Origin of the sequence: Rummeliibacillus pycnus (assembly GCF_002884495.1) — a bacterium.
In the GTDB taxonomy this organism is placed as follows: domain Bacteria; phylum Bacillota; class Bacilli; order Bacillales_A; family Planococcaceae; genus Rummeliibacillus; species Rummeliibacillus pycnus.
Genome location: NZ_KZ614145.1, coordinates 1557968 through 1580411 on the forward strand (window position 1 = coordinate 1557968; position 22444 = coordinate 1580411).

Genomic DNA, 22444 nt, shown 5'->3' on the forward strand with positions numbered 1-22444 from the left:
AAACCCACTTTCAAGTATAAACTTAAAAGTGGGTTTTTCATTTCTAGAAATATTAGAATCTATCCAACTAAATAATGTTGTAGAACCGGGAAGAAAGTATCGGATAATACAATACTTATAAGTGCTGCTACAATCATGGCAAGACTGGAATAAGTTCCTTCTAACTCTCCTAGTTCAAACGCTTTCGATGTACCACACCCATGAGCTCCCATACCAAGAAGTAATCCTTTTGCCGCTGATGTACGAATACGAATTGATTTAATAACAAGTGGTCCAATGATACTACCAGTTAATCCTGTGACAATGACAAAAACAGCAGTCATTGTTGGTTGCCCACCAATTATTTCTGAAATATCCATTGCAATTGGTGTTGTAATGGAACGTGGCACTAAACTATTAATCATATCATTGGATAAGCCAATCCACATTGCAAATAAGAATGATGAAACAATCGCAACAGCTGAACCTGTTACAAGGCTTGCTCCTATTGCTTTCGCATGTTTTTTTAATAAAGCAAAGTTTTTATAAATAGGTACTGCAAATGCAACAGTTGCTGGTCCCAAAAGGTTCGATAACCAAGTAGCTCCAGTATTATAATCTGAGTAAGAAGTATGAGTAAGGAGCAATACTACTATTATGATTAATGGACAAATCAATAATGGTGATAAAATAATCCAATTCATTTTTTGATAGACTTTTTTACTTAATAGAAAAATTCCAATTGTCCCCAAAAAACTAATGATACCTATTAGACTCATACTTTCTTCACCCCTCTTTTTTGCATATAATCAGCAACTAAACCAGTACATGCCATCACAACAATTGTACTTAGGATGATCACCGTAACAAGTTTAATGCCAATTACACCCACAATTTGACCATATTGTACTACCCCTACAGCTGAAGGAACAAAGAATAATAATAACTCACCTGTTAATAATCCTGCTCCTAAATCTACCCATTCAAGTTTCACAATATGTAACTGTAGTGCTACGAATAACAGTACAAGCCCAATAATACTACCTGGAATTGGTAAATGGCATACTTTTGCAATTTCTTCACCTAAAAGTAAAATACTATATAGGAAAATAATTTGAACAATTATTTTTAGTATCTTCATCAAAACTCACACCTTTATTTTGTATAGAAAAAACCGTGCGATTTAGTTTAGAGGGTATTCGCGGTAACCATCTAACTTTCGTACGATTTTTTCAATACATATACTTTACTCTAAAATGCGCCATTCGTTAAATATATATTTTTTATATTTTGTATGCCTAAATGGCATAGTTTGGTGCGATATATTTGATAAACCCTTTTGTTGCATGAGATACATAATGATCTTTCTTTACTATCAATACAATTTCCCAAGGAATAGTTGGATTGACAATCGGTATTGCCTTTACTGCTTTTGGATTAACTTTCTCAGCAATCGCTTTTGGAAACATTGCAATACCGAGATTATGTTCTACCATTTGACTTATAAAATCCCATTGAGAACTTTCATAAGCAATATGTGGAGTGAATCCTGCTTGCTCACATTCTTGCAAAATCCGATCATGTAAAGTGAAATCTTGACTAAAAAGTAGCATTGGCTCATTTTTTAAATCTTTCATCATTACTGTTTCTTTGTTTGCTAAGGGATTGGATTGATTTACTATTAACATGAGCTGTTGAGAAGTATAAGGAATTACATGAAATTCTTCCGTATTTGCAGGTAACATGACAAAACCAACATCTATTTCACCTGCTGCTACTAAATCTTTAATAACATTAGCTCCACGTTCATCAATTTCAATCGTAATATTTGGATACTTTTCTTGAAACCCTTTAATCATTTTCGGAAAAAACAAAATACCAATTAAAGGAGGCATTCCAATCCTAATTTTCCCCTTTTGTAAATGAGTGACATCTTCTAAAACAACATCCAATTCATCAACTAGGCTTAAAATTTTAATCGCTTGTCCATATACGACTTCTCCTACATCTGTAAGTTCACTTTTTCTTGCAGAACGATGAAATAGTGTAACATCCAACTGCTTCTCTAATGACTTCACAACTTTACTAAGTGTTGGTTGCGTAACATGTAGTACTTCAGAAGCTTTCGTAAAACTTTTGTATTTTGCAACTGTCACAAAATAATTTAACTCTCTTATTTCCATTCGAGTACAACCACCTTCATCCAAAAACAATTGCACAATTAAATTTAATTAAAAGTACATATTTTATCATTTCATTGCATATTTTTAGTATTTTCTTCAATGAATAACCCTTATTTATCTTCATTATAACAGTGCCCCTTGTCTTTACCATGATTACTGTTAAAAATTCAGCAAAATTCATAGATTAACTGATTAATTGTCGCATTAAAAAGGTACAACTTATAACAGATGTTAAACAAATTGAACATTCCTATATAATTCCGATCATTAAACTATCCATCCATGCATTACTATTCATAATTCTCTCAATAAATACAAATAAATTCTGCTATATGTTAAAATATACTTAGTTCTGTAATATGGAGGAGTTATATGGCAAAGTTTGAGAAAATTAGAGATCATTTATTTTGTATTGATGCGTATGATTTAGGATTACCCAATCGGACAAGCTCTTATTTGATTAAAGATGACAAAATTGCTTTGATTGAAACATCTGCAAGTCCTTCTGTTCCCTATATTTTAAAAGCTTTAGAGGAATTACATATTTCTCCGGAGGAAATTGATTATTTAATTTTGACACATATCCATCTAGATCATGCAGGTGGTGCTGGAGTATTTATGCAACTATGCCCCAATGCAAAAGTTTATGTGCATCCAAAAGGAGTACGCCATTTAGTTGATCCGAGCCGATTAATAACTAGTGCGAAATCAGTTTATGGGGAAAAATTTGATGCTATTTTTGGTGAAATTTTACCGATTGCTGAAGAGAAATTTCATGCAGTTGACCATGAAGAATCCTTAAATCTTGGATCTTCTATTCTTACTTTCTACCATACAAAAGGACACGCTAATCACCATATTTCTATTTATGATTCCTTATCAAATGGCATGTTTGTTGGCGATACGACTGGCGTATTTTATCCTGATATGATCAAAGAACATTTTGATGTGATTTTGCCTTCTACTTCACCAAATCAATTTGATCCAGATTTGATGGAAGAATCTATTCAACTTTATGAAAAAATCAGACCTGGGATCATTTACTTCGGTCATTATGGTGCCTACTCTAATCCAGAATTTGCATATGAAGAGGTAAGACGATATTTACCTATTTTCGTTCAGGCTGGCCGCCAAGCGATGCAAGAAGAAAATGATTTTACAAAGCAAGTAAATCGTACAGAGCAACTATTGACTGACAACCTATTTAATGAGCTTCAGTTAAAAGGATTACCAGAAGACCACCCAGTATTTAAAGTAATTCCTCTCGATCTAGCAGTAAGTGCAATGGGAATCATCGACTATTTAACAAAAGCTGAGCAAAACACAAAGTAGTTGGAATAGTGCGAAAATAAAAGAGTGATGTTCACTTTCCCATCACTCTTTTGCACACTTCTTATACTGGAAGAAGTGTCTCTACAATAATACTATTGACTGCATTTAAATAAGCAAGAGCACTTGCTTTGATCACATCTGTATCAGTTGCTTTGGCAATGTATTTTTCACCATTGTACTCAACTTGAAGCTTTACTTTACCTAGTGCTTCTTTACCTCGTGAAATACTTGAAATTTTGTATTCAAGGAGTTTAATATCCATGTCAATAATTTCTTTCATAGCAGAGTAGAGAGCATCAATAGGCCCTGTTCCTACAGTACTTGAACTAAAAACTTCCTCACCTTTTTTAACCTTGATGCTTGCAGATGGGAAAGTTGTATTACTAATTACTTGTAGATCAACCAGTTCATAGAATTCATCACTATAATGTTCAATCTTTTCGGCCATTTGATGACGGACAAAATATTTCTCTACAAGAATGTATAAATCATGGTTGTATACTTCTTTCTTCGCGTCAGCAAGATTAAGGAAATCGGCAAAAATTTCTTCGAATTGTTCATCTGTAATGGTACCTATTGATAATTTTTCTAATGCATTTTTCACAGCATGACGGCCAGAACGCGCTGTTAGTACAAGTTCCATATCATCTAGGCCAACTTCTGTTGGGTGGATAATTTCGTAAGCATCTCGAGATTTCAGAAGTCCATCTTGGTGAATACCTGAAGAATGGGCAAACGCATTTTCACCTGTAATCGCTTTGTTAACTTGTACGTCTAATCCCATTAAGCTACTGACGAGTTTCGATGTATTCATAATTTCCTTAGTATTAATTTTTGTTGCCACATCACCAAAGTAATTGCCACGTGTATGTAATGCCATGACAACTTCTTCAAGCGAAGCATTTCCTGCACGTTCACCAATGCCGTTAATCGTACATTCTACTTTATCCGCACCATTTTTAATTGCTGCAAGTGTATTGGCTGTTGCCATCCCAAGGTCATTATGGCAATGAACACTTAGTAATACTTGGTCATTTAAATTTTTGATACGATCATTTAATTTATAAACCATTTCACCGAATTCTTCTGGAACTGCATAGCCAACTGTATCAGGTACATTAATCATTGTTGCACCTGCCTTAATGACAGCTTCAATTGTCTTCCAAAGATATTCAAAATCTGAACGAGACGCATCTTCTGTAGAATATTGAACTTGTGGTAAAAGTGACTTTGCATATTTTACGGCTTCTACACCAATGTCTAAAATTTGATCTTTGGATTTACCAAATTTCTTTTCAACATGGATATCAGAAGTACCAAGTACCATATGAATCATTGGATTTTCTGCATGTTTAACGCTGTGATATACCGCATCGATGTCAGCTTTAACAGCACGAGCTAATGCTGTGATCATAATATCGTCAGTATTACCAACTTTCATTGCCACTTCTTTTACCGCATTAAAATCACCTGTTGAAGAGGCTGGAAATCCTGCTTCAATAATGTCGACTTGCAATTTCTTTAGCTGTTTTGCTACTTCTAGTTTTTCATAAATATTAAGTTTTGCACCTGGAACTTGTTCCCCATCACGTAATGTTGTATCAAATACCCAAATCTTTCTAGTCATAGTCAACACTCCTCTTTTTTAATAAAATAAAAAATCTCGTCTCTATAAAACTATAGAGACGAGATTATACTCGCGGTACCACTCTAATTGAACAATTTAATATTGCCCCACTCATTCGATAGCTATCACTATCTATCCTGATAACGGTAGGATTCCGAACTCCATTACTATACTTTTCACGGAGTAGCTCATGGACGAGTTCAAAAGTATATGACGACCGATTCACACCACCCATCGGCTCTCTTTGCGCTCACATCACTTTTTACTATTTCCAATCTTTGCTTTAATTTATCTGATTGATAGGATTGTAACGCAGAATGTTATCTATTGTCAACAGAATTTTTAGAAAATTTTATTATTTCAGAACTAATAATGGCCGGTCATTTCGCCATATACACTCAACAGGCGTTTCAAAAAAAGCACTTAAATTTTCGCTTGTTAACAGATCTTTTGTCAAACCTTTTGCAAATACTTCTCCTTTTTTTAGAAGTAACGTATTTTTAAATATAGGCAGAATTTCTTCAACATGATGAGTTACATAAATAATTGTTGGTCCATTTTCCATACTAGAAATCTCTGAAACTGTTTTTAATAAAGCTTCTCTAGCAATAAAATCAAATCCAGTTGCAGGTTCATCAAGAATAAGTAACTCAGGGTCTCCCATTAGCGCACGCCCTATTAAAATACGTTGTTTTTCTCCTTGTGACAAGGTGTCATAATCTCGATCTGCATATTCAATCGATCCAAGCTGATGTAATAATTGAATTGCTTTTGCTCTGATTTCTGGAGTGGGTTTTTCATATAAACCAATTGATGCATAGGCACCACTTAACACAATTTCAAATGCAGTGTCTTCTGGATTAAGTTTTTCTTGAAAGCCAGCTGAAACAATACCTATTTTACGTCGTAATTGATCACCTAGAACCGATTTTCCAAAAGTTTTTCCAACAACTTCAATTTGACCACTTGTAGGAAAATAATATGCACACAGCATATTTAATAATGCGGTTTTTCCGGCTCCATTCAATCCATACAGAACCCAATGCTCTCCTTTTTGAATCTCCCAATCGACATGATGTAAAATCCATGATTCATCTCTTCTTAAAGATACGTCTTGTAAAGTTAAAACCATTTGTTCATCTTCCCTTTATCATTTTTATCACTCTTTAATTATTTCCATATAATATATGCTAGCTATCTAATTTTTCTCTACTGCTAATTTAATCCCAAATCCGACTAAAGCTGTTCCTGTAATACCTTCAATTGCGAATTGAGTACGCGGCTTCATCATAAAGGTACGAATGGCATTTAAAAGAAGGATATATATAACAAACCAAATAGCTGTTAAAGCAACATATGTTAACCCCATCCAAACGAATGGCAAAAATAATTGATTATGCGGGTTCACAAATTGAGGTAAAAAAGTCAAAAAGAATACGGCTACTTTTGGATTTAATAGATTTGTTAAAAACCCTTGTTTAAAACAAGAATGATGATGATATTTTACTCCATCTTCTTTCGTAATCTCCATATTGTGTTTTTGTTGTTTCATAGATATAAATGATTTTACACCTAGATAAATTAAATATGCTCCACCAACATATTTGAAAATGGTGAATACAAATGCTGATTTTGCAATGATTGCAGACAAGCCTAAAACTGCCGCCAATGTATGAATGAACAAAGCGCAACAAGTACCAAATACAGTTTTTAGTCCACCTTTTTTCCCTAAAGTTAACGTATTTTTGGTTGCAATTGCTGTATCAGGTCCAGGCAAGAGGATGAGCAAAATACACATAGTTACAAACAACCAGTAATGTTCCAATTTCATCACCTCTTTCTTTTATAAATATCATTTTATCAGAAAATTTAGAATTAAAATAACTAATTTAAATTTTTATAATCTATTTCTACTTAAATAGATTATAAAAATTCGATTATATTCATCTCATATTGACATTGACACTCCACGTAATATTTTCTTATAATTCTGAATATATTAAATATTATAAATATAGGGATTTTTTGGTTTAAAAGTCTGTAATCATCTTTTATACAAAGGCGTGGATGATCTGCATTCTATTAAATAGATAGATGAATAAGGGGGATTTAATATGAAAAAGTTTTTTTTCGCATTTATGGTAATTTTATCAGTGATTTTAACTGCATGTGGAGGTTCTGGGACAGATAATAGGGGTTCTGATAGCGGTACATCCACAATTGAAAAAGTTAAGAAAAACAAAAAAATCGTTATTGGCACAGCACCTGGCTATGCTCCATTTGAAATGACAGATTTGAAAGGAAACTACGTTGGTTATGATATCGATACAGCAAAGGCTATTGGAAAAGCTCTAGGTGTAAAAGTAGAGTTTAAAGAATATTCCTTTGATGGGTTAATCGCTGCCTTACAAGTTGGAGAAATTGATATGATTATTTCTGGTATGACGATCACTGGACCACGCGCTTTATCAGTAAGCTTTGCAAATCCTTATTATAAAACAAAACAAGTTGCACTTGTACCAAGTTCAGATACAACTACTAAAGAATGGACTGACTTAGATAAAAAAGGAAATAAGATTGCAACAGTTATAGGAACAACAGGTCAACTAATTACCAAAAACACATTTAAGCATGCAGAAATTAAAGATTATAAAGAAATGCCAGCTGCTGCGCTTGCAATGATTTCTGGCCAAATCGATGGTGTAGTTTATGACGAGTCTGCTGTTCGTATTTGGAGTAAAGAAAATGGTAAGTCAAGAGTCATTGACAATCAAATTTCGGCAGAAAATTTGGGTATTGCAGTTAAACATAATGATTTGAAAACCGTTCAATGGTTAAATTCAATCTTATATAGTTATATTGATGGACCAGATGAATTAAAATCTAGAAAATATTGGTTTGAAAGTGATGAATGGTACAACAACATTAACAATAAAGTAGAAGCCGAATAATGAGTATGGAAGAAAGTATCGTAGATCATCCTTACTTTCTTCCTTTTTGTTTTATGATTTTATTTTTTTAAAAAAGGAGGTAGAAATTTATGATTTATCAACCAGACTGGAGTATTATTACTGATAATCTAGATATTTTTTGGCAAGGATTGCTGTTAACGCTTAGAATTTCAGCGCTTTCTTTGCTCTTAGCTATTCCAATCGGCATCCTAGTTGGTATGGGGCGAATATCTAAAAATCGTATCGTGCAATTTCTTGCTTCTGCTTATGTAGAAATCATGCGAGGTATACCACTAATTGTAATACTTATTTGGATTTATTTTGTATTAGGACAATTTTTAAAACTAGGCTCATTTTGGGGTTCAATCCTCTCTTTAGCTATTTTCTCTGGTGCTTTTATTGCTGAAATCGTAAGAGGTGGAATTCAATCTATCCCTAAAGGTCAAATGGAGGCTGCAAGATCCTCAGGAATGTCTCATGTTCAGGCGATGAGACTGATTATACTACCACAAGCAATTAGGAAAACATTACCACCTATGGCTTCTCAATTTATATTACTAATAAAAGATTCTTCACTCGTATCTACAATTTCTGCGGTAGATTTAACATTAAAAGCCACTAACTTAGCAGCAGTATCTTATCGTTATATTGAAATATGGTCATTTGTTGCAGTAGTATATTTTGCCGTGACATTTACTTTATCTATGATCATTAGACAATTTGAGAAAAGATTATTAAAAAATGAATTTTAGAGGGGGGATCCTAATATGATATCAATCAAAAATGTTTCAAAGAGTTTCGGCAAACATAAAGTCTTAGAAAATATTAATCTAACCATTGATCAATCGAATGTCATTGCTTTAATCGGACCAAGTGGCGCAGGAAAATCTACTCTTATTCGTACGATTAATGCACTTGAAGAGATTGACCAAGGTGAAATAATTGTTGAAGAAGTTTCGATTCATCAAAAGGGAACAAACATTAATAAAGTTCGAACGCACATTGGTTTTGTTTTTCAAAGCTTTAACCTGTATCCTTTTTTAACTGCCTTAGAAAATGTCACAATTGCTCCAATTAAAGTAAAAGGGATTGCTAAAGAAGAAGCGATTGCTCAAGGAAAAAAATTGCTTGCATCATTAGGACTTGAAGACAAATTTGAAGTCTACCCTTCCCATTTGTCTGGTGGCCAGCAACAAAGGATTGCTATTGCAAGAGCGCTTGCAATGGAACCGCATGTAATGCTATTTGATGAACCTACTTCAGCCCTAGACCCTGAAATGGTTAAAGAAGTCTTAGACGTTATTCGGAAATTAGCAAATGACGGTATGACAATGGTGGTTGTTACACATGAAATGGGATTTGCTAGAGAAATCTGTGATCAAATTGTTTTTATGGCTGAAGGACAGATTGTCGAAGTAGCTCCTCCAGAAAAATTCTTTTCAACTCCTCAATCCGAACGCGCTAAATCATTCTTATCAAAGGTTTTAAATCACTAACTTTTTGTTATATTAAATTTTTATTATTCAATCATTTTTATGAAGATGGTGGTGAGCCATTTCCTTCACGTTGTAAAAAAAGGTTCATTCATAGCCCCAATTTATCGTATCACAGGACATGAATGAACCTCTCTGAATAATCATCGAAAATGCGCATGCATATAGGTGTAGCCTCCCACTGTTACAATCAAATGCAGTTTAACAATGAGTATAATATAACAAAAATACAGCATCAATAGGGCATTTCTCGTAATCCCTATTGGCTGCAATCTAAAAAATGTTGAATTGTTTTATTAACCTAACAATTCATGTTTAACAACTTCGTAAGCTTGGCAAATTGACGCTAACTTATCTGCTGGTTCATTTTGAATTAACCCATTTGCTATTTGATAGAGGTTTGCATCATCATGATCAGCTAGATCCATAAGAATTTGTCCTTCAATTCTATTTACATAAAATTCTATCGTGCTATTCATTTAAAATACTCCCTTTAATAATATCTATATAAACATCTTATTTTTATATACTTGTTAGACATCTTTATCTTACATGGTCAGACATCTTACATCCAGTCTTTTGCTCTATTTCCGCTTATATTGTGTCAAATATTTGACACCCCATTTTCTTTGCTACATGGGACCGCTTTCATTATTTCAGACGGAATTTTCAGAACCCAAAATTTCCACTTGCACAAAAGAACAAATGTTCCTATAATGTAATTGAGGTGACAGACTTGCATCCGCTAGACAAACAAATGAGGAAACTTTCCCCAAAAGACAAAAACGCTTTAGAAATAGCAGTAAAAGAATTACTACAAAGATCATCGAAAGAACTTCTATTAGAAAACCTTATAATTTATGAGATTGAACAAAAAAATAAAACGGTTGCTCGTTAGAACAACCGATTTTAAAAAAATTATTTACTTATTAATTTTTACATTAGGATTATCATAGCCGCGGAATGTATAGGGTTCTTCAGGCTTTTGTGTTTCCTCTATCTTCGTTACTTTTAAATAAGGAATATTGGATCTAAAAGGTTGGTAATAGATTGTAGATAACTTTCCTTCTACATTCACCCATTGGTCATTTTTAAATTGTTGATTACCTGGAAGTTGTACAAGCATGCCATAAACACCCGCATCCGCTATACAGTGAATAACACCAAAGCGTAATACAAAGACTTGATTTTTTCCAAGTTCATGATCTTCACCATGATAGATAAATCCTTTATAAGAGACTGTTTTACCTTCAAAGTCTCCAGGGAAATTATATAATGTTTCCATTCCCATTAAGAAATTATTATCATTCAAAGCAACCGGGTCCATTTTAGAAAACTCATCTAGTTCTTGTTTCATTAAATCTAGATAACCATCTTTAGCAAAAAATACGCTTGTATCAGGTTTTAGATATTGTGGTTTAATAAACTGGTCACCTTTTTGCAATGTATTAATTGATTGAAAAGAAAAACCTTTTGACCTAACAACTGTAGAATCCAATGTAGCTATTGGCAATCCTAATCCCGTTACTAGTGGAAAAGCAAACAGTGCATAAAGAAGTATTCTTTTCCACCAAGGCTTATCTTGCTCGTGCTCATGATCATGTCCACAATCACATTCAATTTTAGGCTCTCCTTTTGCAATATTAAAAATTTGTACAGTAGTTAAAACCGCAAATAAAATCATTCCTAAAATATTGATATATTCATATTTCATATTAATGTATTTCGCATTATCGCCTGAAGCATAGAGGTAATAAAAGAAATACGTAAATCCCATCAAGATTAAAGCTCGGATCATCGATATTCCCCTCCTAAACTAGCATAGAGCTGATAAATACGAGTACAACAATATACAAAATCAGCACTGCAATGAATTTTTTCTTAAATGTATGATATAGCATCAGTAAATTTTTAATATCTACCATTGGTCCAATCAATAAAAACGCAACCAATGCTGATGTAGAGAACGTACCTCTAAATGATGCAGCGATAAACGCATCTGCTTCTGAACATAATGACAAAATAACTGCTAGCAACATCATTACTAGAGAAGATGTTGCTTTTGTTTGACCAAGATCCATTAAAACAGATGTTTTCACAAAAATTTGCATAGATGCTGCTATGAAAGCACCAATAATTAAATATTTTCCTACAGAAAAGAATTCTTCCACTGCATGATTTAATGTACCAACAAATTTTTGCCAAAGTGTTGTTGCATGTTCATGATGGTGATCGTGCTCATCTTCATCTAGGAGCTGTGTCCCCTTGTATTGGAAAGAAAGGATAATGCCAATAACAAACGCAATCAATAGAGCAAATCCTGCACGATACCATACCATCTGCCAGTTATTACCGAATGCGATGAATGTTGAAAACAGCACAATAGGGTTAATAATTGGACCCGTTAACATAAATGGTATCGCAACATGAAGAGGAACTCCTTTTTTTAATAGACGATGGACGATTGGTATAATACCACATTCACATGACGGAAAAAGCGCCCCGATTAGTGCACCGTACAAAACGCCTAGCACTCTATTTTTTGGTACTATTTTAGCAATCATTTGCTCTGTTACGAACATTTGAATAAGACCTGATATAAACACACCAATCAGTACAAAAGGAAATGCTTCAATAATTATACTGATAAAAATCGTGTTTAGTTGTAAAAATGTAGACACGCTTTTCTAAACCTTCTTTTCTATCTATTTTTAAGCATTATACTCTTTTTTTATATAAAAAAAGAAGTTTACACAAGCTTAAACTTTTTGCCACATTACTTGACTTTAAAAACACGTTTTAGGTTGCATGGAATTGCGACTAATAGTAACTCTATTGCTTTTATAAAATGGAGATCCTTATCAAATTATTTTTGGAGTTTTGTACTTAAATGAGAAAATTTCATAATTCAAAGTTTTGATATAAGAACATAAATTAAGAAAACTGTATATGCTATATCTATAAGAATCTTAGCTAGTAGCGGAAGATGGCGAGTCCTCGAAAGCGACATCTGATCGGTATATGAAGCAAATAGTATCGTTGAGTATAATCCGAATTATTGGATTGTATATTTAGAAGATAACATTCTGTTTTATGTATAAAAATATTTATTAAATTAATTCAAATATTGAAATTCTCCCCAATATACTAGCAATCAGAACCTTGGAGAACTTAAGTAGTACTTTCCTATAAGGATCATTATTACTACCAATATCCCTAACAAAACTCGTTTCAAGATACCCCTCCTTAATAAATCACCAAATTACAGCAGTAAACTATTCTTTTGAAAAATATTCCTTTCTCTAATTCTTTTACTTTCCAATTCTTTCATTCCAAATCTAATTTGTAAATAAAAAAGGAGCTCTAAATAAACGCAGTAATGCGTAAATTCAAGCTCCTGGATGTTCCAATAATCTTATTAAATTAAGAATTTTTTAACCTATTTACTCAAATAACATTTTGCTTTTCCATTATTACGATAGCGTTGTCTGTCTTGTTTAGTATTTTCTTTTAAGGCACTAATAATCCTTTTTAGTCGCTTAATTTCTTTGTTTTTATTAGCTAATTGTCGTTTCAAGTGATAGTTTTCAGCCTCGATCAATTTGTAGTGTTCCCATGTTGATTGTTCTCGTACAGTTTGCTCATTCATAGTTAAACACCTCGGCACGATTTTTTATTTAGCTAACACTTTTTATAAATCTGATAAACGAAGTATACGCTTATCTACTTTTACTATAACACGTTGATTGAATTTATTCATCCACTTACATGTTTATTTTTTTATAACTCCTACCTATACGCCTACCTATACTTATCTTACTAGAAGTTGGTATAATTTTATGCCAGCTAATCTCCTGTTATCCGTATCGATTTGGTATTTGATCGACAACTTTCAGTTGGTTGTCTCATAATATACACTGTGTTTTGTGTATATCAATTACTGTAATTATCTTCAATGAGCTACAAGCTTCTCCAAAGTTAGCCCTAATAGCACTAGATTATATCTTGAATAAGATTGGCATATTTTCTATCTTTTTTCTCCAGATCATGTGGTCATACCCTTCACCCCAAAAATCTTTTAAAAAGTAATCAGGCTTACCGAATTTCTTCTTCCATATCTTCTGTGCATTTGTATATCCACTATCAAGATAAAATTCTTTTATTCCTTTATTCAGCAAGGTAATATACATGACATTCAAGAGCAAATTACCTATCCCTTGTCTCTGATAAGTAGGGAGGACAAATACTGTCCCTATCTCTACAAGCTCTTTTAATGCCCCGTTTATGCCTTCATTAATCAAGTCGCTAGCAAGACCATATTCAATAGTGCCTATAACTTGTTCATTAACTAACGCTAGCAGAAAGTAGCTTTTTGCTCCATTACTTTCAAAATCCATATTAAGATACTTAATTTTATTTTGTATCTCATTTTCAATTTCATTTACTTCATCCATTAACCCCTCATTCGCGAATGTATCTGAAATTACTTTTCTGAAAAATTGATGCAGTTCACCTTTATCGTCAATTTTTGGACGCCTAATCTCTACATTGTTCATTTGATGATCTACCTCCTTACTTACAACAACTAAAGTCTAATTTCAATAATGTTTTTATAGGCGATGAATCAATTTTAAGTCACTAGAGTGCCACCAGTTAGCTAAAGAATAAGAAAAGAACTGACATTTTGTTGAACCTAAACTGATGTACAGTAACTTTCAAACTTTATAAACTCCTTATTTCTATTGTATTAGTTCAACTATACATACTATTCAAATTATTAAATTTATTTTATACTAAATAAAAATGGAATTAGAATGGAGTGATTTATATGATGTTTTCTCCATTATTTGAACAAGATGTACCAACAATTCTTCTTCCTTAACGGTAGAAGAGTTTTTCTCCGTTAAGGACATAGATTTCTATGAAAAACGGAGGAAAAAATCATGAGCAATAAAGTAGTTGGCGCATTATTTTTATCACTTGCCGCAAGTATTTGGGGCGCAATGTATGTTGTCGTAAAAGTCGTAGTTGATGTTGTTCCACCTTTGGAACTTGTTTGGATTCGTTATGTGATTGCTGTTATTGCACTTAGCATTATTGGTATTTCCTTGAAGCAATCATGGAAAATAGCTAAAAAAGATTGGTTGATCATTTTTCTTGTTGGTCTAATTGGTAATACAATATCGATTGTCACACAAGAAACAGGCACGATGTTGTCAACTGCTCAAATGGGTGCGATCATTACAGCAACAACACCTGCTTTTATGGTCTTATTTGCACGTTTTATTTTAAAAGAAAAAATAACGTTTAAAAAAAGTTTCTCCATTTTGTTAGCAACAATTGGAGTTGTCATTATTGTTGGAAATGGGCAAATTGATGTGACGCAACAATTAGGTGGACTCTCTTTATTGATCGCTGCGTTAACATGGGCACTAATGTCCGTGTTCGTTAAAAAAATTCCTAGTCATTATTCACAAATTGTGGTTACGACCTATTCATCTATGATTGCTGTTGTCTTGTTGACTCCATTTGTTCTACCAAAATTAAATGCTTTAGATTTATCGAGCATTTTGGACCCAACAATTTCTGGTGGTTTATTGTATTTAGGTATTGTTTCAACAGCGGGTGGTTTTTTATTGTGGAACAAAGGCCTACAATTACTGAATGCTTCTAGTGGTGGATTATTCTTTTTCTTCCAACCGATTGTTGGAACCTTTTTGGGTTGGTTATTGCTAGGAGAGACAATCGGAATTTCTTTTTGGTTAGGTACCATTTTAATTTTTAATGGCGTTTTTATTGTTATTAAAGATGAGTAGATAATATATCTAGTAAGTGCGTTTCTACTTTAATAGAGACGCATTTTATTCATCAATCGTGTTGTAGCTGTTACCAATTCTAAATTCGATACAGTAGGTTTACTGCTACTTAAAGTGAGAATATTACTTTTAAAGGGGTTCAATCCTTATTCAAACAGATACCGAAAATGGATTATTAATCGATGGTGGTAATAAAGGCAAATCATGTGGATTATATTGATATTGGAGTCAAACTAATTAAAAAAGAGGAACCTTATTAAAAGGATTCCTCTTTTTTAGATACTTCTAAAACGAACTAATTAAAAATTAAAGTTTTACAATGTTTGCAGCTTGTGGTCCGCGTTGTCCTTCTTCAACTTCGAATTCAACTTTTTGACCTTCTTCTAAAGATTTGAAACCGTCGCCTTGGATTGCTGAGAAGTGAGCGAATACGTCTGCTCCGCCTTCAACTTCGATGAAACCGAAACCTTTTTCTGCGTTAAACCATTTTACTGTACCTTGTGTCATTTAAATGACCTCCATTAAATAATTATTAATATATAAGCTTTTTAAAAGAAAAAAATTCACATATTACAAAAAGTACCGAACAAACACGATTACTTTTTGTAATATGCGAATTCAACTTTTTCCTATAAAGGACTCTATTAAATTCATTGTATACTGTAAATACACATTTGTCAAATATCATTTTTAGATCAAGAAATATAAACAATCCCATCCTTCGTTAATACAATCAGACGATCATGATGATTTTATTCGTTATGTAGATGAACAAGTAGGAGAATCTGATAATGAGTTACTTAAAGTTCCCTCTTTTTATGCCAATAGAAGAAATTGAAAAAAAGGTTTAGATTTTTTTGGCACCACAGCATTTAATTACATTCATCTGATAAAAACAAAAGGATACATAATCGGCTAGTAACTAATGCAGGGAATAAGAAATTTCAATCATCCTGATGTAGTAGAGATATATGGCCTCCTACCCCTGCATTAATATATGTTATGCTTATACAAATACATGTAAGGGCTAATAACCTATTTTCAATAAAATAAATAACCTATTCCTTTAATAAAAGGTTATGCTAAATGCTAAGCAAAGTGATTATTCAAACTCTCACCTAATTTTCTTATATAAATAATTTTCATTTTAACTTCTTGTTTTATCTTTTGTTTTTAACATCTCTGGTCGTTTTTTATAAAATTTAGCAGGTAATCTAAATACTGTTTTTCCAATTGTTCTCCAATTTAAGTTTAATGCTATATTCAGATATGGAACTTCAAATACTCTTATATTCGATAAATAAGTTATAAGAAAAAATAGTGAAGTAAAAAAACCAAAAAAGCCGAATAATGCAGAAAATAGAACGAAGATAACACGTAAAATGCTTACTGCAGTAACAAATGATTGATTAACCAATGTATATGAAGCTATTATTGAAGCTGCGATAATTACAGTCATCGATGGACTTGTTATCCCTGATCTAATTGCTGCATTCCCAATTATTATTCCCCCTACAATTCCAATTACTGCTCCAAGAACTGATGGAAGGCGTAAGCCTGCTTCTCGGAAAAGCTCAAACATAGCTAACATGAGAAGCATTTCTAAAGCTCCAGGAAAAGGTAAACCACTTCTTGATTGAATAACTGTTGCTAATAACTGAAAAGGCAATTGATTCGGATGATGTGAAATTAATGCAAGCCAGAATCCTGGAAGACCAGTTGCTATAAGAACACTCAAAATACGTAAAATACGTTCTACTGAACCAACAATAGCAGGATATTCGTTATCTTCGCTTGTTTTAAAGAGCATAAATAGATTTACCGGCGTAATTAATGCATATGAAACTCCATCAACAAGTACGACGAACCTTCCCCTAATCAGTGATTGGATCGTATAATCTGGTCTCCCCGTATATTCATGCCGTGGGAAAAGCCAATACCGAGTATTTATATGTTCCATTAATATTTCACCGCTAAATACAGCATCTGTATCTACTTTTTTTAAATGATTTATTATTTGGTCAAGTATATTTTTATTTACAATATCATCAAAATAAAGAATAGCCACCCTTGTTTTTGAACGCTTACCCAACTCTAATGAACTTACACATAATGAGTTAGTGGGCAATCTTTTTCTGATTAATGCAATATTAACTGCTATATCTTCAATAAAGTTATCCCTCGGTCCTTTTAAAACCACTTCCGTAAAAGTTTGTTCAGTTTTTCGATTAGGCTTATTAGAAATATTGCTTGAGAATAAAAGTTGACCATCTTCAAAATAAAGTAGCAAAAAGCCCTTATACACTAGTGAAATAGCTTCTTGTTCATCTGTCACTTTTTTTAAATCAGGAATATATAAATTTGACTTCAATTGAATCTCTATAGATTCATCTCTCAAATTGTTACATAAAAATTCAACTCGGTTTAGTATGACTTTATGTAATAATTGTTGATTAACCATTGCTTCGCAAGTAATGAAATGCACTATATGCCCATTGAAGGAATACCGTTGAAACTTTATATCTGCTGAATTTTGGAAGAGTTTCTTCAAAGAAATTATATCCATTGAGATCCCGCTATTTTTGTTCAATCATCTACGCTCCTGATAAAAGGATATTGTATTATCATATGTAGTTTAAACAAAAAAACTAATTTTTATTTATTACTTCTTTTTTTAAATATATTTTAAAAAAGCTCACCAACATTTAATCAAAAGTTTTTAATCACTATCTGCTGCATATCTTCTAGTTTCCATTCTGATAGTTGAGGTTTATCAATCCATGCACCAAGTTCATGTCTTTGCTTAAGCATGCTAACATGCTCTGGCATAATCATTGATATTGACCATTTAATGCTACCACGATCTTTTAATTTTACTTCACCGTAAATCTTATATAATTCCTCTTCTGAAGTCATTGTATGATTTTCTCCTTGTAAATTAGTGATATCACCGCAAGAACATTATCGATAATAAAAGCACACATTGAATGTTTCATGAAACAGAATGCTTGAAATTTATCCACAGTAATTTTAACTACTTTTACTCGTCTTTTCGTGATTTCACCTGATTTTGACATATACATTAATTCCTCTAACTGATCATATTGCAATTGTTCTTTCATAATGTTACCTCCTTTAAAAATAAGAATAGTTCTTGTTTCAAGCATAAAAAAACCTCCATAAAAATGGAGGAAATAATTTATTTTATTCGAACCAAAGGAGGAAAATGAAGAATTAATGCCGTGGAGAAGAAATGGCTCGAGTTTTTTCGATATTAACAATAACTACTGTTACTGTAGAACGTCGCGCCAACAATAATTAGCAAGATAAATAGAACAACAACTAAAGTAAAGCTATTTACTCCAGAATTGCCATTATTACAATTACTCATTATATCCGCTCCTTTAATTAGATTTAATATAAAATATGCCATTTTTTTAGCTTTGTTTAGATGTTTAACACTGATTTGAAAAAATTTTTAATCATGATGCATTATGTACGAATATTTAAAGTATCTTTTTGTTAATTTAATATAAAATTCCACATCCTCCATGTGAAAGTCAGTGCATGCAATTACTTCAATTTAATTTTCTGACCAGCATAGATAAAATATTTTATGTATTTCTAAAGACTCTGAAGTACTTCCATAGCTCTTTTTTAAGCTTTCTTAATTCTCCTCCTAGTATTTGTAACTCTAATTTTAATCTTTAATACAAGACTTTTATCACACCCATTATATATTTTTACTTATTTTCATTAAATTTTCTAATTTATATTTATTTTTAGTTAATATTGCTATTGAAGTAAAGGGAAGGGTAATTATGGATGAAAATGACACTAAAAATTATTATGGCTAGCATAATTGCCCTAGCAATGTTTTTTCATCAAGAGATCTTTATAAAATGGAAAGCTTGAGACTCGTAGATACTATGGGAAAAATGGTGATGGAGAAACAGATATATATTATATAAATAATGGAAATAGTAAAAATCATCCAAAAGTACGTCATCGACATAATTGCTATTACAAAGATGGAAAATCGGAAACTGAGAAATGTTGTTAATTTCAAAAAGAGAAATTATAAATGGATTTAAATTCATGGGAAGAAGTTAGAAAAGCTATTGAAGATGAGGAACAAGAAGTTAGTTTATCTTATAATGATGAAGAATGGTCGATTAGTAGGCTATATGGAGAAGAAAAAAGCTTTTTTCTTACACGTTCCAAAGATTCTTTCACACAGAGATTTGATACTGCTCAAGAATTATTCAATAAAGGAATTGTTGACGGCAAACCATTTATCGAAAGAATAAAAGACTTTTATTAATAAAAACCAAAAAGACCAGGCGCTCATATTTTCTGAGCATCTGGTCATTGATATACACTTTTTCTACATACTCTTTATTTGCAGTAATGTACACTCCCCATTTAGTTCTCAATCATAAGTCGAACCGTATTTAGCAATTCCTACAGTCGTATATTCTACAAACTACGAAATAGTAACTTTTTTAAGTTCCTTGAAAGTGGCCATTTTTATTAAAACGAATTATTTTTTTTATTACTCCCATACTATCCATGTTTGAAAATGTTCAAATAAGAGAGGAAGTGTAAGTATGGGAATTCTTAGTGGAAACCCTAAAGACGAGCCATTACACTACGGAGAAGTGTTTAGTATCTGGACACATCTTACTGTAAATTATGGTTTCATCGCTGGGTATCAAACATTTTTTAATCATACAGGTGATGAAGATTTAAGAAAAATTATCGAAGACATTATCGATACTTGTAGAGAAGAAGCAAAACAGTTAGAAAAAATATTAAAAACTAACGGTGTTGCTCTACCCCCAGCACCACCAGAAAGACCAGATGCAAGAATTGAGGATATACCTCCAGGTGCAAAATTTAATGATCCAGAAATAAGTGCTGCCCTAACAGGTGACCTTGCTGCTGGGCTAGTTACATGTAGCCAAGTTATGGGTATGTCTACTAGAGAAGATATCGCGCTAATGTATGCTCAATTCCACACAGGTAAAGCTCAACTTGGAGCAAAATTGTTACGTCTTAATAAAACAAAAGGTTGGTTAGTTCCACCACCAATGCATGTAAATTCCCCTGAAAAGTAATAATTATTAAACCTGACAAACTGTTCCCCAGTATTCACTGGGGTTTTTTTATTCCTTCCAGTAGTTGCAATAAGGCATTTTAATCTTCCTTTTTACTGCACATTTTTCTTCTTATTACCATTAAATTTAGCTAACGAAATTAATATGATAATAGCTATTTTTAACGCTTTTCTTGGTAAAAGATATACAGGACAGATTTATAAGGTAGTGAAAGAGATGGAACTTTCATTATTAATCAGAGTGGGTAAACACACTTAAGCCAAAATATAATTTCATTTTTATGAAAGAGACATCTTTTGAGCCTTTTCGCAACTCCTACGTTAACGAAGTCTTAAACAAGCAATGCAAACGCAAACGTTTTGAACTACCTCGTATAACTGTTTATGGTTTACGTCACTCTTGTGCATCACTCTTATTTGCTGCAGGTGTAGATATTAAAGTTATTCAAAAATTATTAAGTCATGCACATATTGAAACAACCATGAACATCTATACTCATGTGACTACAGAGACCATTGAAAAAACGACTGATTTGCTCATAAATTACCTTAATGAGCCAAAGAAAAAAAGCTCTGGTAGTCAAACGGTAGTCAAAAAGCCAAAATAACAAAAAAACCACCCTAATGAAAGGGTGGTCTGAGTGTAAGCGATAGGTTCGGAAAAGCCCGTCAGATTAAGCTTCTAGTAGTAAATCTTCTGGGTTTTCGATAAGGTCTTTAACCATTTTTAAGAATCCAACTGATTCTTTACCGTTGATGATGCGGTGGTCATAAGATAATGCTACGTACATCATTGGACGGATTTGGATTTCGTCACCAACAGCGATTGGGCGTTTAACGATATTGTGCATACCTAGGATAGCAGCTTGGTCGCCGTTAATGATTGGTGTAGACATTAATGAACCAAATACACCACCGTTTGTAATAGTGAAAGAACCACCTTCAAGATCTTGAAGTGATAATTTTTTGTTACGAGCTTTAGTTGCTAATTCAGCAATTGAAGCTTCGATTTCAGCAAAGTTTTTGCGGTCAGTATCACGAACGTTTGGTACAACTAATCCATCTGGAGTTGATACGGCAACACCGATATCGAAGAATTTGTTGTAGTGAATTTCGTCACCAACGATTTTAGCATTAACTGCTGGATATTTTCTAAGAGCAGCTGTAACTGCTTTCGTGAAGAATGACATGAAGCCTAGGCGAGTACCATCATGTGCTTCTTGGAATGCATCTTTTTTACGTTTACGAAGTGCCATAACGTTTGTCATGTCGATTTCATTGAATGTAGTAAGCATTGCTGTATTTTGAGATACTTCAAGTAAGCGTTTTGCAGCTGTTTGTTGACGACGAGTCATTTTAACAACTTCAACACGTGATTCATCTACAGCTTTTGCAGCTGGTGCTGGTGCTACTTTTGGAGCTGCTGGTTGTGCTACTGGTGCTGTACCATGTGCAGCAACGTCTTGAACACGTACGCGACCTTGTGGATCAACTGGTGAAACAGCTGCAAGATCGATACCTTTTTCACGAGCTAATTTACGTGCTGCTGGACTAGCAATAACACGTTCGTTAGAAGAAGTTTCTTCTACAACTGGAGCTGGTGCTGCAGCTGGTTTTGCTTCTGCTTTTGGTGCTTCTTGTTTTGGTTCTTCAGCTTTTGGAGCTTCTTTTGGAGCTGGTGCTGCTGCAGCTGCGCCTGCTTCAACTTTTGCGATTACAGCGCCTACTTCTACAACGTCGCCTTCTTGAGCTAAGATTTCTGTAAGAATACCTGCTTCTTCAGAAATAATTTCAGCATTTACTTTATCTGTTTCTAATTCAACGATGAATTCGCCTTTTTCTACGTGGTCACCAACTTGTTTAACCCAACGTACGATTTCACCTTCTGTAATAGATTCTGCTAATTCTGGAACGATAATTTCTGCCACTTTAAATTTCCTCCTT

The 22444-nt window shown here is 33.1% G+C and carries 25 protein-coding genes, 1 pseudogene and 1 other annotated feature; of the genes and pseudogenes, 9 read left to right on the plus strand and 17 right to left on the minus strand.

Features of this window, described 5'->3' with window-relative positions; translation table 11 throughout:
* Window positions 1-59: 59 nt before the first annotated feature.
* From CEF14_RS07675 to CEF14_RS07685, 3 genes are all read right to left on the minus strand, one after another.
* Window positions 60-758, minus strand: coding sequence for an LrgB family protein (locus CEF14_RS07675; RefSeq protein ID WP_102692313.1), 699 nt, complete (start codon window positions 756-758; stop codon window positions 60-62).
* A complete protein-coding gene (locus tag CEF14_RS07680) occupies window positions 755-1120 on the minus strand; it encodes a CidA/LrgA family protein (protein ID WP_102692314.1) in 366 nt (121 codons plus the stop codon). The genes CEF14_RS07675 and CEF14_RS07680 overlap by 4 nt, the downstream gene beginning before the upstream one ends.
* Before the next feature lie 157 nt (window positions 1121-1277).
* A complete protein-coding gene (locus tag CEF14_RS07685; protein WP_102692315.1) occupies window positions 1278-2162 on the minus strand; it encodes a LysR family transcriptional regulator in 885 nt (294 codons plus the stop codon).
* 372 nt (window positions 2163-2534) lie between these two features.
* Here CEF14_RS07685 and CEF14_RS07690 point away from each other — a divergent pair, with 372 nt between their 5' ends.
* Complete coding sequence (locus CEF14_RS07690) at window positions 2535-3494, plus strand: MBL fold metallo-hydrolase (protein ID WP_102692316.1); 960 nt, start codon at window positions 2535-2537, stop codon at window positions 3492-3494.
* A gap of 61 nt (window positions 3495-3555) precedes the next feature.
* On the opposite strand, the gene CEF14_RS07695 is transcribed toward CEF14_RS07690, so the two are convergent.
* The 3 genes from CEF14_RS07695 to CEF14_RS07705 all read right to left on the minus strand — a co-directional run bounded on the left by CEF14_RS07695 (window position 3556) and on the right by CEF14_RS07705 (window position 6952).
* On the minus strand, window positions 3556-5121 hold the full coding sequence (locus tag CEF14_RS07695) for a 2-isopropylmalate synthase (RefSeq protein WP_102692317.1): 1566 nt from the start codon (window positions 5119-5121) through the stop codon (window positions 3556-3558).
* Window positions 5122-5172: 51 nt separating this feature from the next.
* Window positions 5173-5409: a binding site (T-box leader), on the minus strand.
* 67 nt (window positions 5410-5476) lie between these two features.
* Window positions 5477-6253, minus strand: a complete 777-nt coding sequence (locus CEF14_RS07700; protein ID WP_102692318.1) for an ABC transporter ATP-binding protein — start codon at window positions 6251-6253, stop codon at window positions 5477-5479.
* A 66-nt stretch (window positions 6254-6319) separates the two neighbouring features.
* The gene (locus CEF14_RS07705; protein ID WP_102692319.1) at window positions 6320-6952 is read right to left on the minus strand and encodes a LysE family translocator; all 633 of its coding nucleotides are present in this window, start codon (window positions 6950-6952) and stop codon (window positions 6320-6322) included.
* A gap of 283 nt (window positions 6953-7235) precedes the next feature.
* Between CEF14_RS07705 and CEF14_RS07710 the strand changes: the two genes are divergently transcribed.
* From CEF14_RS07710 to CEF14_RS07720, 3 genes are all read left to right on the plus strand, one after another.
* Entirely contained in the window at window positions 7236-8072 is an 837-nt protein-coding gene (locus tag CEF14_RS07710) for a transporter substrate-binding domain-containing protein (RefSeq protein WP_102692320.1), read from the plus strand.
* A gap of 89 nt (window positions 8073-8161) precedes the next feature.
* Entirely contained in the window at window positions 8162-8824 is a 663-nt protein-coding gene (locus CEF14_RS07715; protein WP_102692321.1) for an amino acid ABC transporter permease, read from the plus strand.
* A gap of 15 nt (window positions 8825-8839) precedes the next feature.
* Window positions 8840-9568 (plus strand): amino acid ABC transporter ATP-binding protein, encoded by a 729-nt coding sequence (locus CEF14_RS07720; RefSeq protein ID WP_102692322.1) that lies wholly within the window; start codon window positions 8840-8842, stop codon window positions 9566-9568.
* Window positions 9569-9861: 293 nt separating this feature from the next.
* Here the strand turns inward: CEF14_RS07720 and CEF14_RS07725 are convergent, their stop codons facing one another.
* On the minus strand, window positions 9862-10044 hold the full coding sequence (locus CEF14_RS07725) for a hypothetical protein (protein ID WP_102692323.1): 183 nt from the start codon (window positions 10042-10044) through the stop codon (window positions 9862-9864).
* Between the two features lie 257 nt (window positions 10045-10301).
* Between CEF14_RS07725 and CEF14_RS18995 the strand changes: the two genes are divergently transcribed.
* Window positions 10302-10463 carry a hypothetical protein gene (locus CEF14_RS18995; RefSeq protein WP_170061478.1) on the plus strand — a complete coding sequence of 54 codons (162 nt, stop codon included), beginning with the start codon at window positions 10302-10304 and terminating at the stop codon, window positions 10461-10463.
* Window positions 10464-10487: 24 nt separating this feature from the next.
* On the opposite strand, the gene CEF14_RS07730 is transcribed toward CEF14_RS18995, so the two are convergent.
* The 4 genes from CEF14_RS07730 to CEF14_RS07745 all read right to left on the minus strand — a co-directional run bounded on the left by CEF14_RS07730 (window position 10488) and on the right by CEF14_RS07745 (window position 14121).
* The gene (locus CEF14_RS07730) at window positions 10488-11363 is read right to left on the minus strand and encodes a TIGR03943 family putative permease subunit (protein ID WP_102692324.1); all 876 of its coding nucleotides are present in this window, start codon (window positions 11361-11363) and stop codon (window positions 10488-10490) included.
* A gap of 13 nt (window positions 11364-11376) precedes the next feature.
* Complete coding sequence (locus CEF14_RS07735) at window positions 11377-12246, minus strand: permease (protein ID WP_102692325.1); 870 nt, start codon at window positions 12244-12246, stop codon at window positions 11377-11379.
* A 758-nt stretch (window positions 12247-13004) separates the two neighbouring features.
* A complete protein-coding gene (locus CEF14_RS07740; RefSeq protein ID WP_102692326.1) occupies window positions 13005-13214 on the minus strand; it encodes a hypothetical protein in 210 nt (69 codons plus the stop codon).
* Between the two features lie 349 nt (window positions 13215-13563).
* The gene (locus tag CEF14_RS07745) at window positions 13564-14121 is read right to left on the minus strand and encodes a GNAT family N-acetyltransferase (RefSeq protein ID WP_102692327.1); all 558 of its coding nucleotides are present in this window, start codon (window positions 14119-14121) and stop codon (window positions 13564-13566) included.
* A 387-nt stretch (window positions 14122-14508) separates the two neighbouring features.
* On the opposite strand from CEF14_RS07745, the gene CEF14_RS07750 reads away from it, so the two are divergent.
* On the plus strand, window positions 14509-15381 hold the full coding sequence (locus tag CEF14_RS07750) for a DMT family transporter (RefSeq protein WP_102692328.1): 873 nt from the start codon (window positions 14509-14511) through the stop codon (window positions 15379-15381).
* Window positions 15382-15687: 306 nt separating this feature from the next.
* On the opposite strand, the gene CEF14_RS07755 is transcribed toward CEF14_RS07750, so the two are convergent.
* The 5 genes from CEF14_RS07755 to CEF14_RS07775 all read right to left on the minus strand — a co-directional run bounded on the left by CEF14_RS07755 (window position 15688) and on the right by CEF14_RS07775 (window position 18772).
* Window positions 15688-15888 carry a cold-shock protein gene (locus CEF14_RS07755; RefSeq protein ID WP_102692329.1) on the minus strand — a complete coding sequence of 67 codons (201 nt, stop codon included), beginning with the start codon at window positions 15886-15888 and terminating at the stop codon, window positions 15688-15690.
* A 640-nt stretch (window positions 15889-16528) separates the two neighbouring features.
* On the minus strand, window positions 16529-17947 hold the full coding sequence (locus CEF14_RS07760; RefSeq protein ID WP_102694330.1) for a spore germination protein: 1419 nt from the start codon (window positions 17945-17947) through the stop codon (window positions 16529-16531).
* A gap of 143 nt (window positions 17948-18090) precedes the next feature.
* Window positions 18091-18297, minus strand: a complete 207-nt coding sequence (locus tag CEF14_RS07765) for a hypothetical protein (RefSeq protein ID WP_102692330.1) — start codon at window positions 18295-18297, stop codon at window positions 18091-18093.
* Complete coding sequence (locus tag CEF14_RS07770; protein WP_102694331.1) at window positions 18294-18503, minus strand: transcriptional regulator; 210 nt, start codon at window positions 18501-18503, stop codon at window positions 18294-18296. Before CEF14_RS07770 ends, CEF14_RS07765 begins: the two co-directional genes overlap by 4 nt.
* Before the next feature lie 152 nt (window positions 18504-18655).
* Window positions 18656-18772: a YjcZ family sporulation protein gene (locus CEF14_RS07775; protein WP_102692331.1), complete on the minus strand. Its 117-nt coding sequence runs from the start codon at window positions 18770-18772 to the stop codon at window positions 18656-18658.
* A gap of 693 nt (window positions 18773-19465) precedes the next feature.
* Here CEF14_RS07775 and CEF14_RS07780 point away from each other — a divergent pair.
* From CEF14_RS07780 to CEF14_RS07790, 3 genes and pseudogenes are all read left to right on the plus strand, one after another.
* Window positions 19466-19705 carry a hypothetical protein gene (locus tag CEF14_RS07780; protein ID WP_102692332.1) on the plus strand — a complete coding sequence of 80 codons (240 nt, stop codon included), beginning with the start codon at window positions 19466-19468 and terminating at the stop codon, window positions 19703-19705.
* A gap of 286 nt (window positions 19706-19991) precedes the next feature.
* A complete protein-coding gene (locus tag CEF14_RS07785) occupies window positions 19992-20501 on the plus strand; it encodes a DUF3231 family protein (RefSeq protein ID WP_102692333.1) in 510 nt (169 codons plus the stop codon).
* A 268-nt stretch (window positions 20502-20769) separates the two neighbouring features.
* Window positions 20770-21108: pseudogene (locus CEF14_RS07790) on the plus strand (tyrosine-type recombinase/integrase); the annotation flags it as partial.
* 66 nt (window positions 21109-21174) lie between these two features.
* Here CEF14_RS07790 and odhB read toward each other — a convergent pair.
* A complete protein-coding gene (gene odhB / locus CEF14_RS07795; RefSeq protein ID WP_102692335.1) occupies window positions 21175-22428 on the minus strand; it encodes a 2-oxoglutarate dehydrogenase complex dihydrolipoyllysine-residue succinyltransferase in 1254 nt (417 codons plus the stop codon).
* Window positions 22429-22444: the final 16 nt, after the last annotated feature.

Excerpts from the sequence above, each read along its gene's own strand:
- CEF14_RS07675 (WP_102692313.1), bottom strand. The coding sequence starts at position 758 with ATGAGTCTAATAGGTATCATTAGTTTTTTGGGGACAATTGGAATTTTT.
- CEF14_RS07680 (WP_102692314.1), bottom strand. The coding sequence starts at position 1,120 with ATGAAGATACTAAAAATAATTGTTCAAATTATTTTCCTATATAGTATT.
- CEF14_RS07685 (WP_102692315.1), bottom strand. The coding sequence starts at position 2,162 with ATGGAAATAAGAGAGTTAAATTATTTTGTGACAGTTGCAAAATACAAA.
- CEF14_RS07690 (WP_102692316.1), top strand. The coding sequence starts at position 2,535 with ATGGCAAAGTTTGAGAAAATTAGAGATCATTTATTTTGTATTGATGCG.
- CEF14_RS07695 (WP_102692317.1), bottom strand. The coding sequence starts at position 5,121 with ATGACTAGAAAGATTTGGGTATTTGATACAACATTACGTGATGGGGAA.
- CEF14_RS07700 (WP_102692318.1), bottom strand. The coding sequence starts at position 6,253 with ATGGTTTTAACTTTACAAGACGTATCTTTAAGAAGAGATGAATCATGG.
- CEF14_RS07705 (WP_102692319.1), bottom strand. The coding sequence starts at position 6,952 with ATGAAATTGGAACATTACTGGTTGTTTGTAACTATGTGTATTTTGCTC.
- CEF14_RS07710 (WP_102692320.1), top strand. The coding sequence starts at position 7,236 with ATGAAAAAGTTTTTTTTCGCATTTATGGTAATTTTATCAGTGATTTTA.
- CEF14_RS07715 (WP_102692321.1), top strand. The coding sequence starts at position 8,162 with ATGATTTATCAACCAGACTGGAGTATTATTACTGATAATCTAGATATT.
- CEF14_RS07720 (WP_102692322.1), top strand. The coding sequence starts at position 8,840 with ATGATATCAATCAAAAATGTTTCAAAGAGTTTCGGCAAACATAAAGTC.
- CEF14_RS07725 (WP_102692323.1), bottom strand. The coding sequence starts at position 10,044 with ATGAATAGCACGATAGAATTTTATGTAAATAGAATTGAAGGACAAATT.
- CEF14_RS07730 (WP_102692324.1), bottom strand. The coding sequence starts at position 11,363 with ATGATCCGAGCTTTAATCTTGATGGGATTTACGTATTTCTTTTATTAC.
- CEF14_RS07740 (WP_102692326.1), bottom strand. The coding sequence starts at position 13,214 with ATGAATGAGCAAACTGTACGAGAACAATCAACATGGGAACACTACAAA.
- CEF14_RS07745 (WP_102692327.1), bottom strand. The coding sequence starts at position 14,121 with ATGAACAATGTAGAGATTAGGCGTCCAAAAATTGACGATAAAGGTGAA.
- CEF14_RS07750 (WP_102692328.1), top strand. The coding sequence starts at position 14,509 with ATGAGCAATAAAGTAGTTGGCGCATTATTTTTATCACTTGCCGCAAGT.
- CEF14_RS07755 (WP_102692329.1), bottom strand. The coding sequence starts at position 15,888 with ATGACACAAGGTACAGTAAAATGGTTTAACGCAGAAAAAGGTTTCGGT.
- CEF14_RS07760 (WP_102694330.1), bottom strand. The coding sequence starts at position 17,947 with ATGGATATAATTTCTTTGAAGAAACTCTTCCAAAATTCAGCAGATATA.
- CEF14_RS07765 (WP_102692330.1), bottom strand. The coding sequence starts at position 18,297 with ATGACTTCAGAAGAGGAATTATATAAGATTTACGGTGAAGTAAAATTA.
- CEF14_RS07770 (WP_102694331.1), bottom strand. The coding sequence starts at position 18,503 with ATGAAAGAACAATTGCAATATGATCAGTTAGAGGAATTAATGTATATG.
- CEF14_RS07775 (WP_102692331.1), bottom strand. The coding sequence starts at position 18,772 with ATGAGTAATTGTAATAATGGCAATTCTGGAGTAAATAGCTTTACTTTA.
- CEF14_RS07780 (WP_102692332.1), top strand. The coding sequence starts at position 19,466 with ATGGATTTAAATTCATGGGAAGAAGTTAGAAAAGCTATTGAAGATGAG.
- CEF14_RS07785 (WP_102692333.1), top strand. The coding sequence starts at position 19,992 with ATGGGAATTCTTAGTGGAAACCCTAAAGACGAGCCATTACACTACGGA.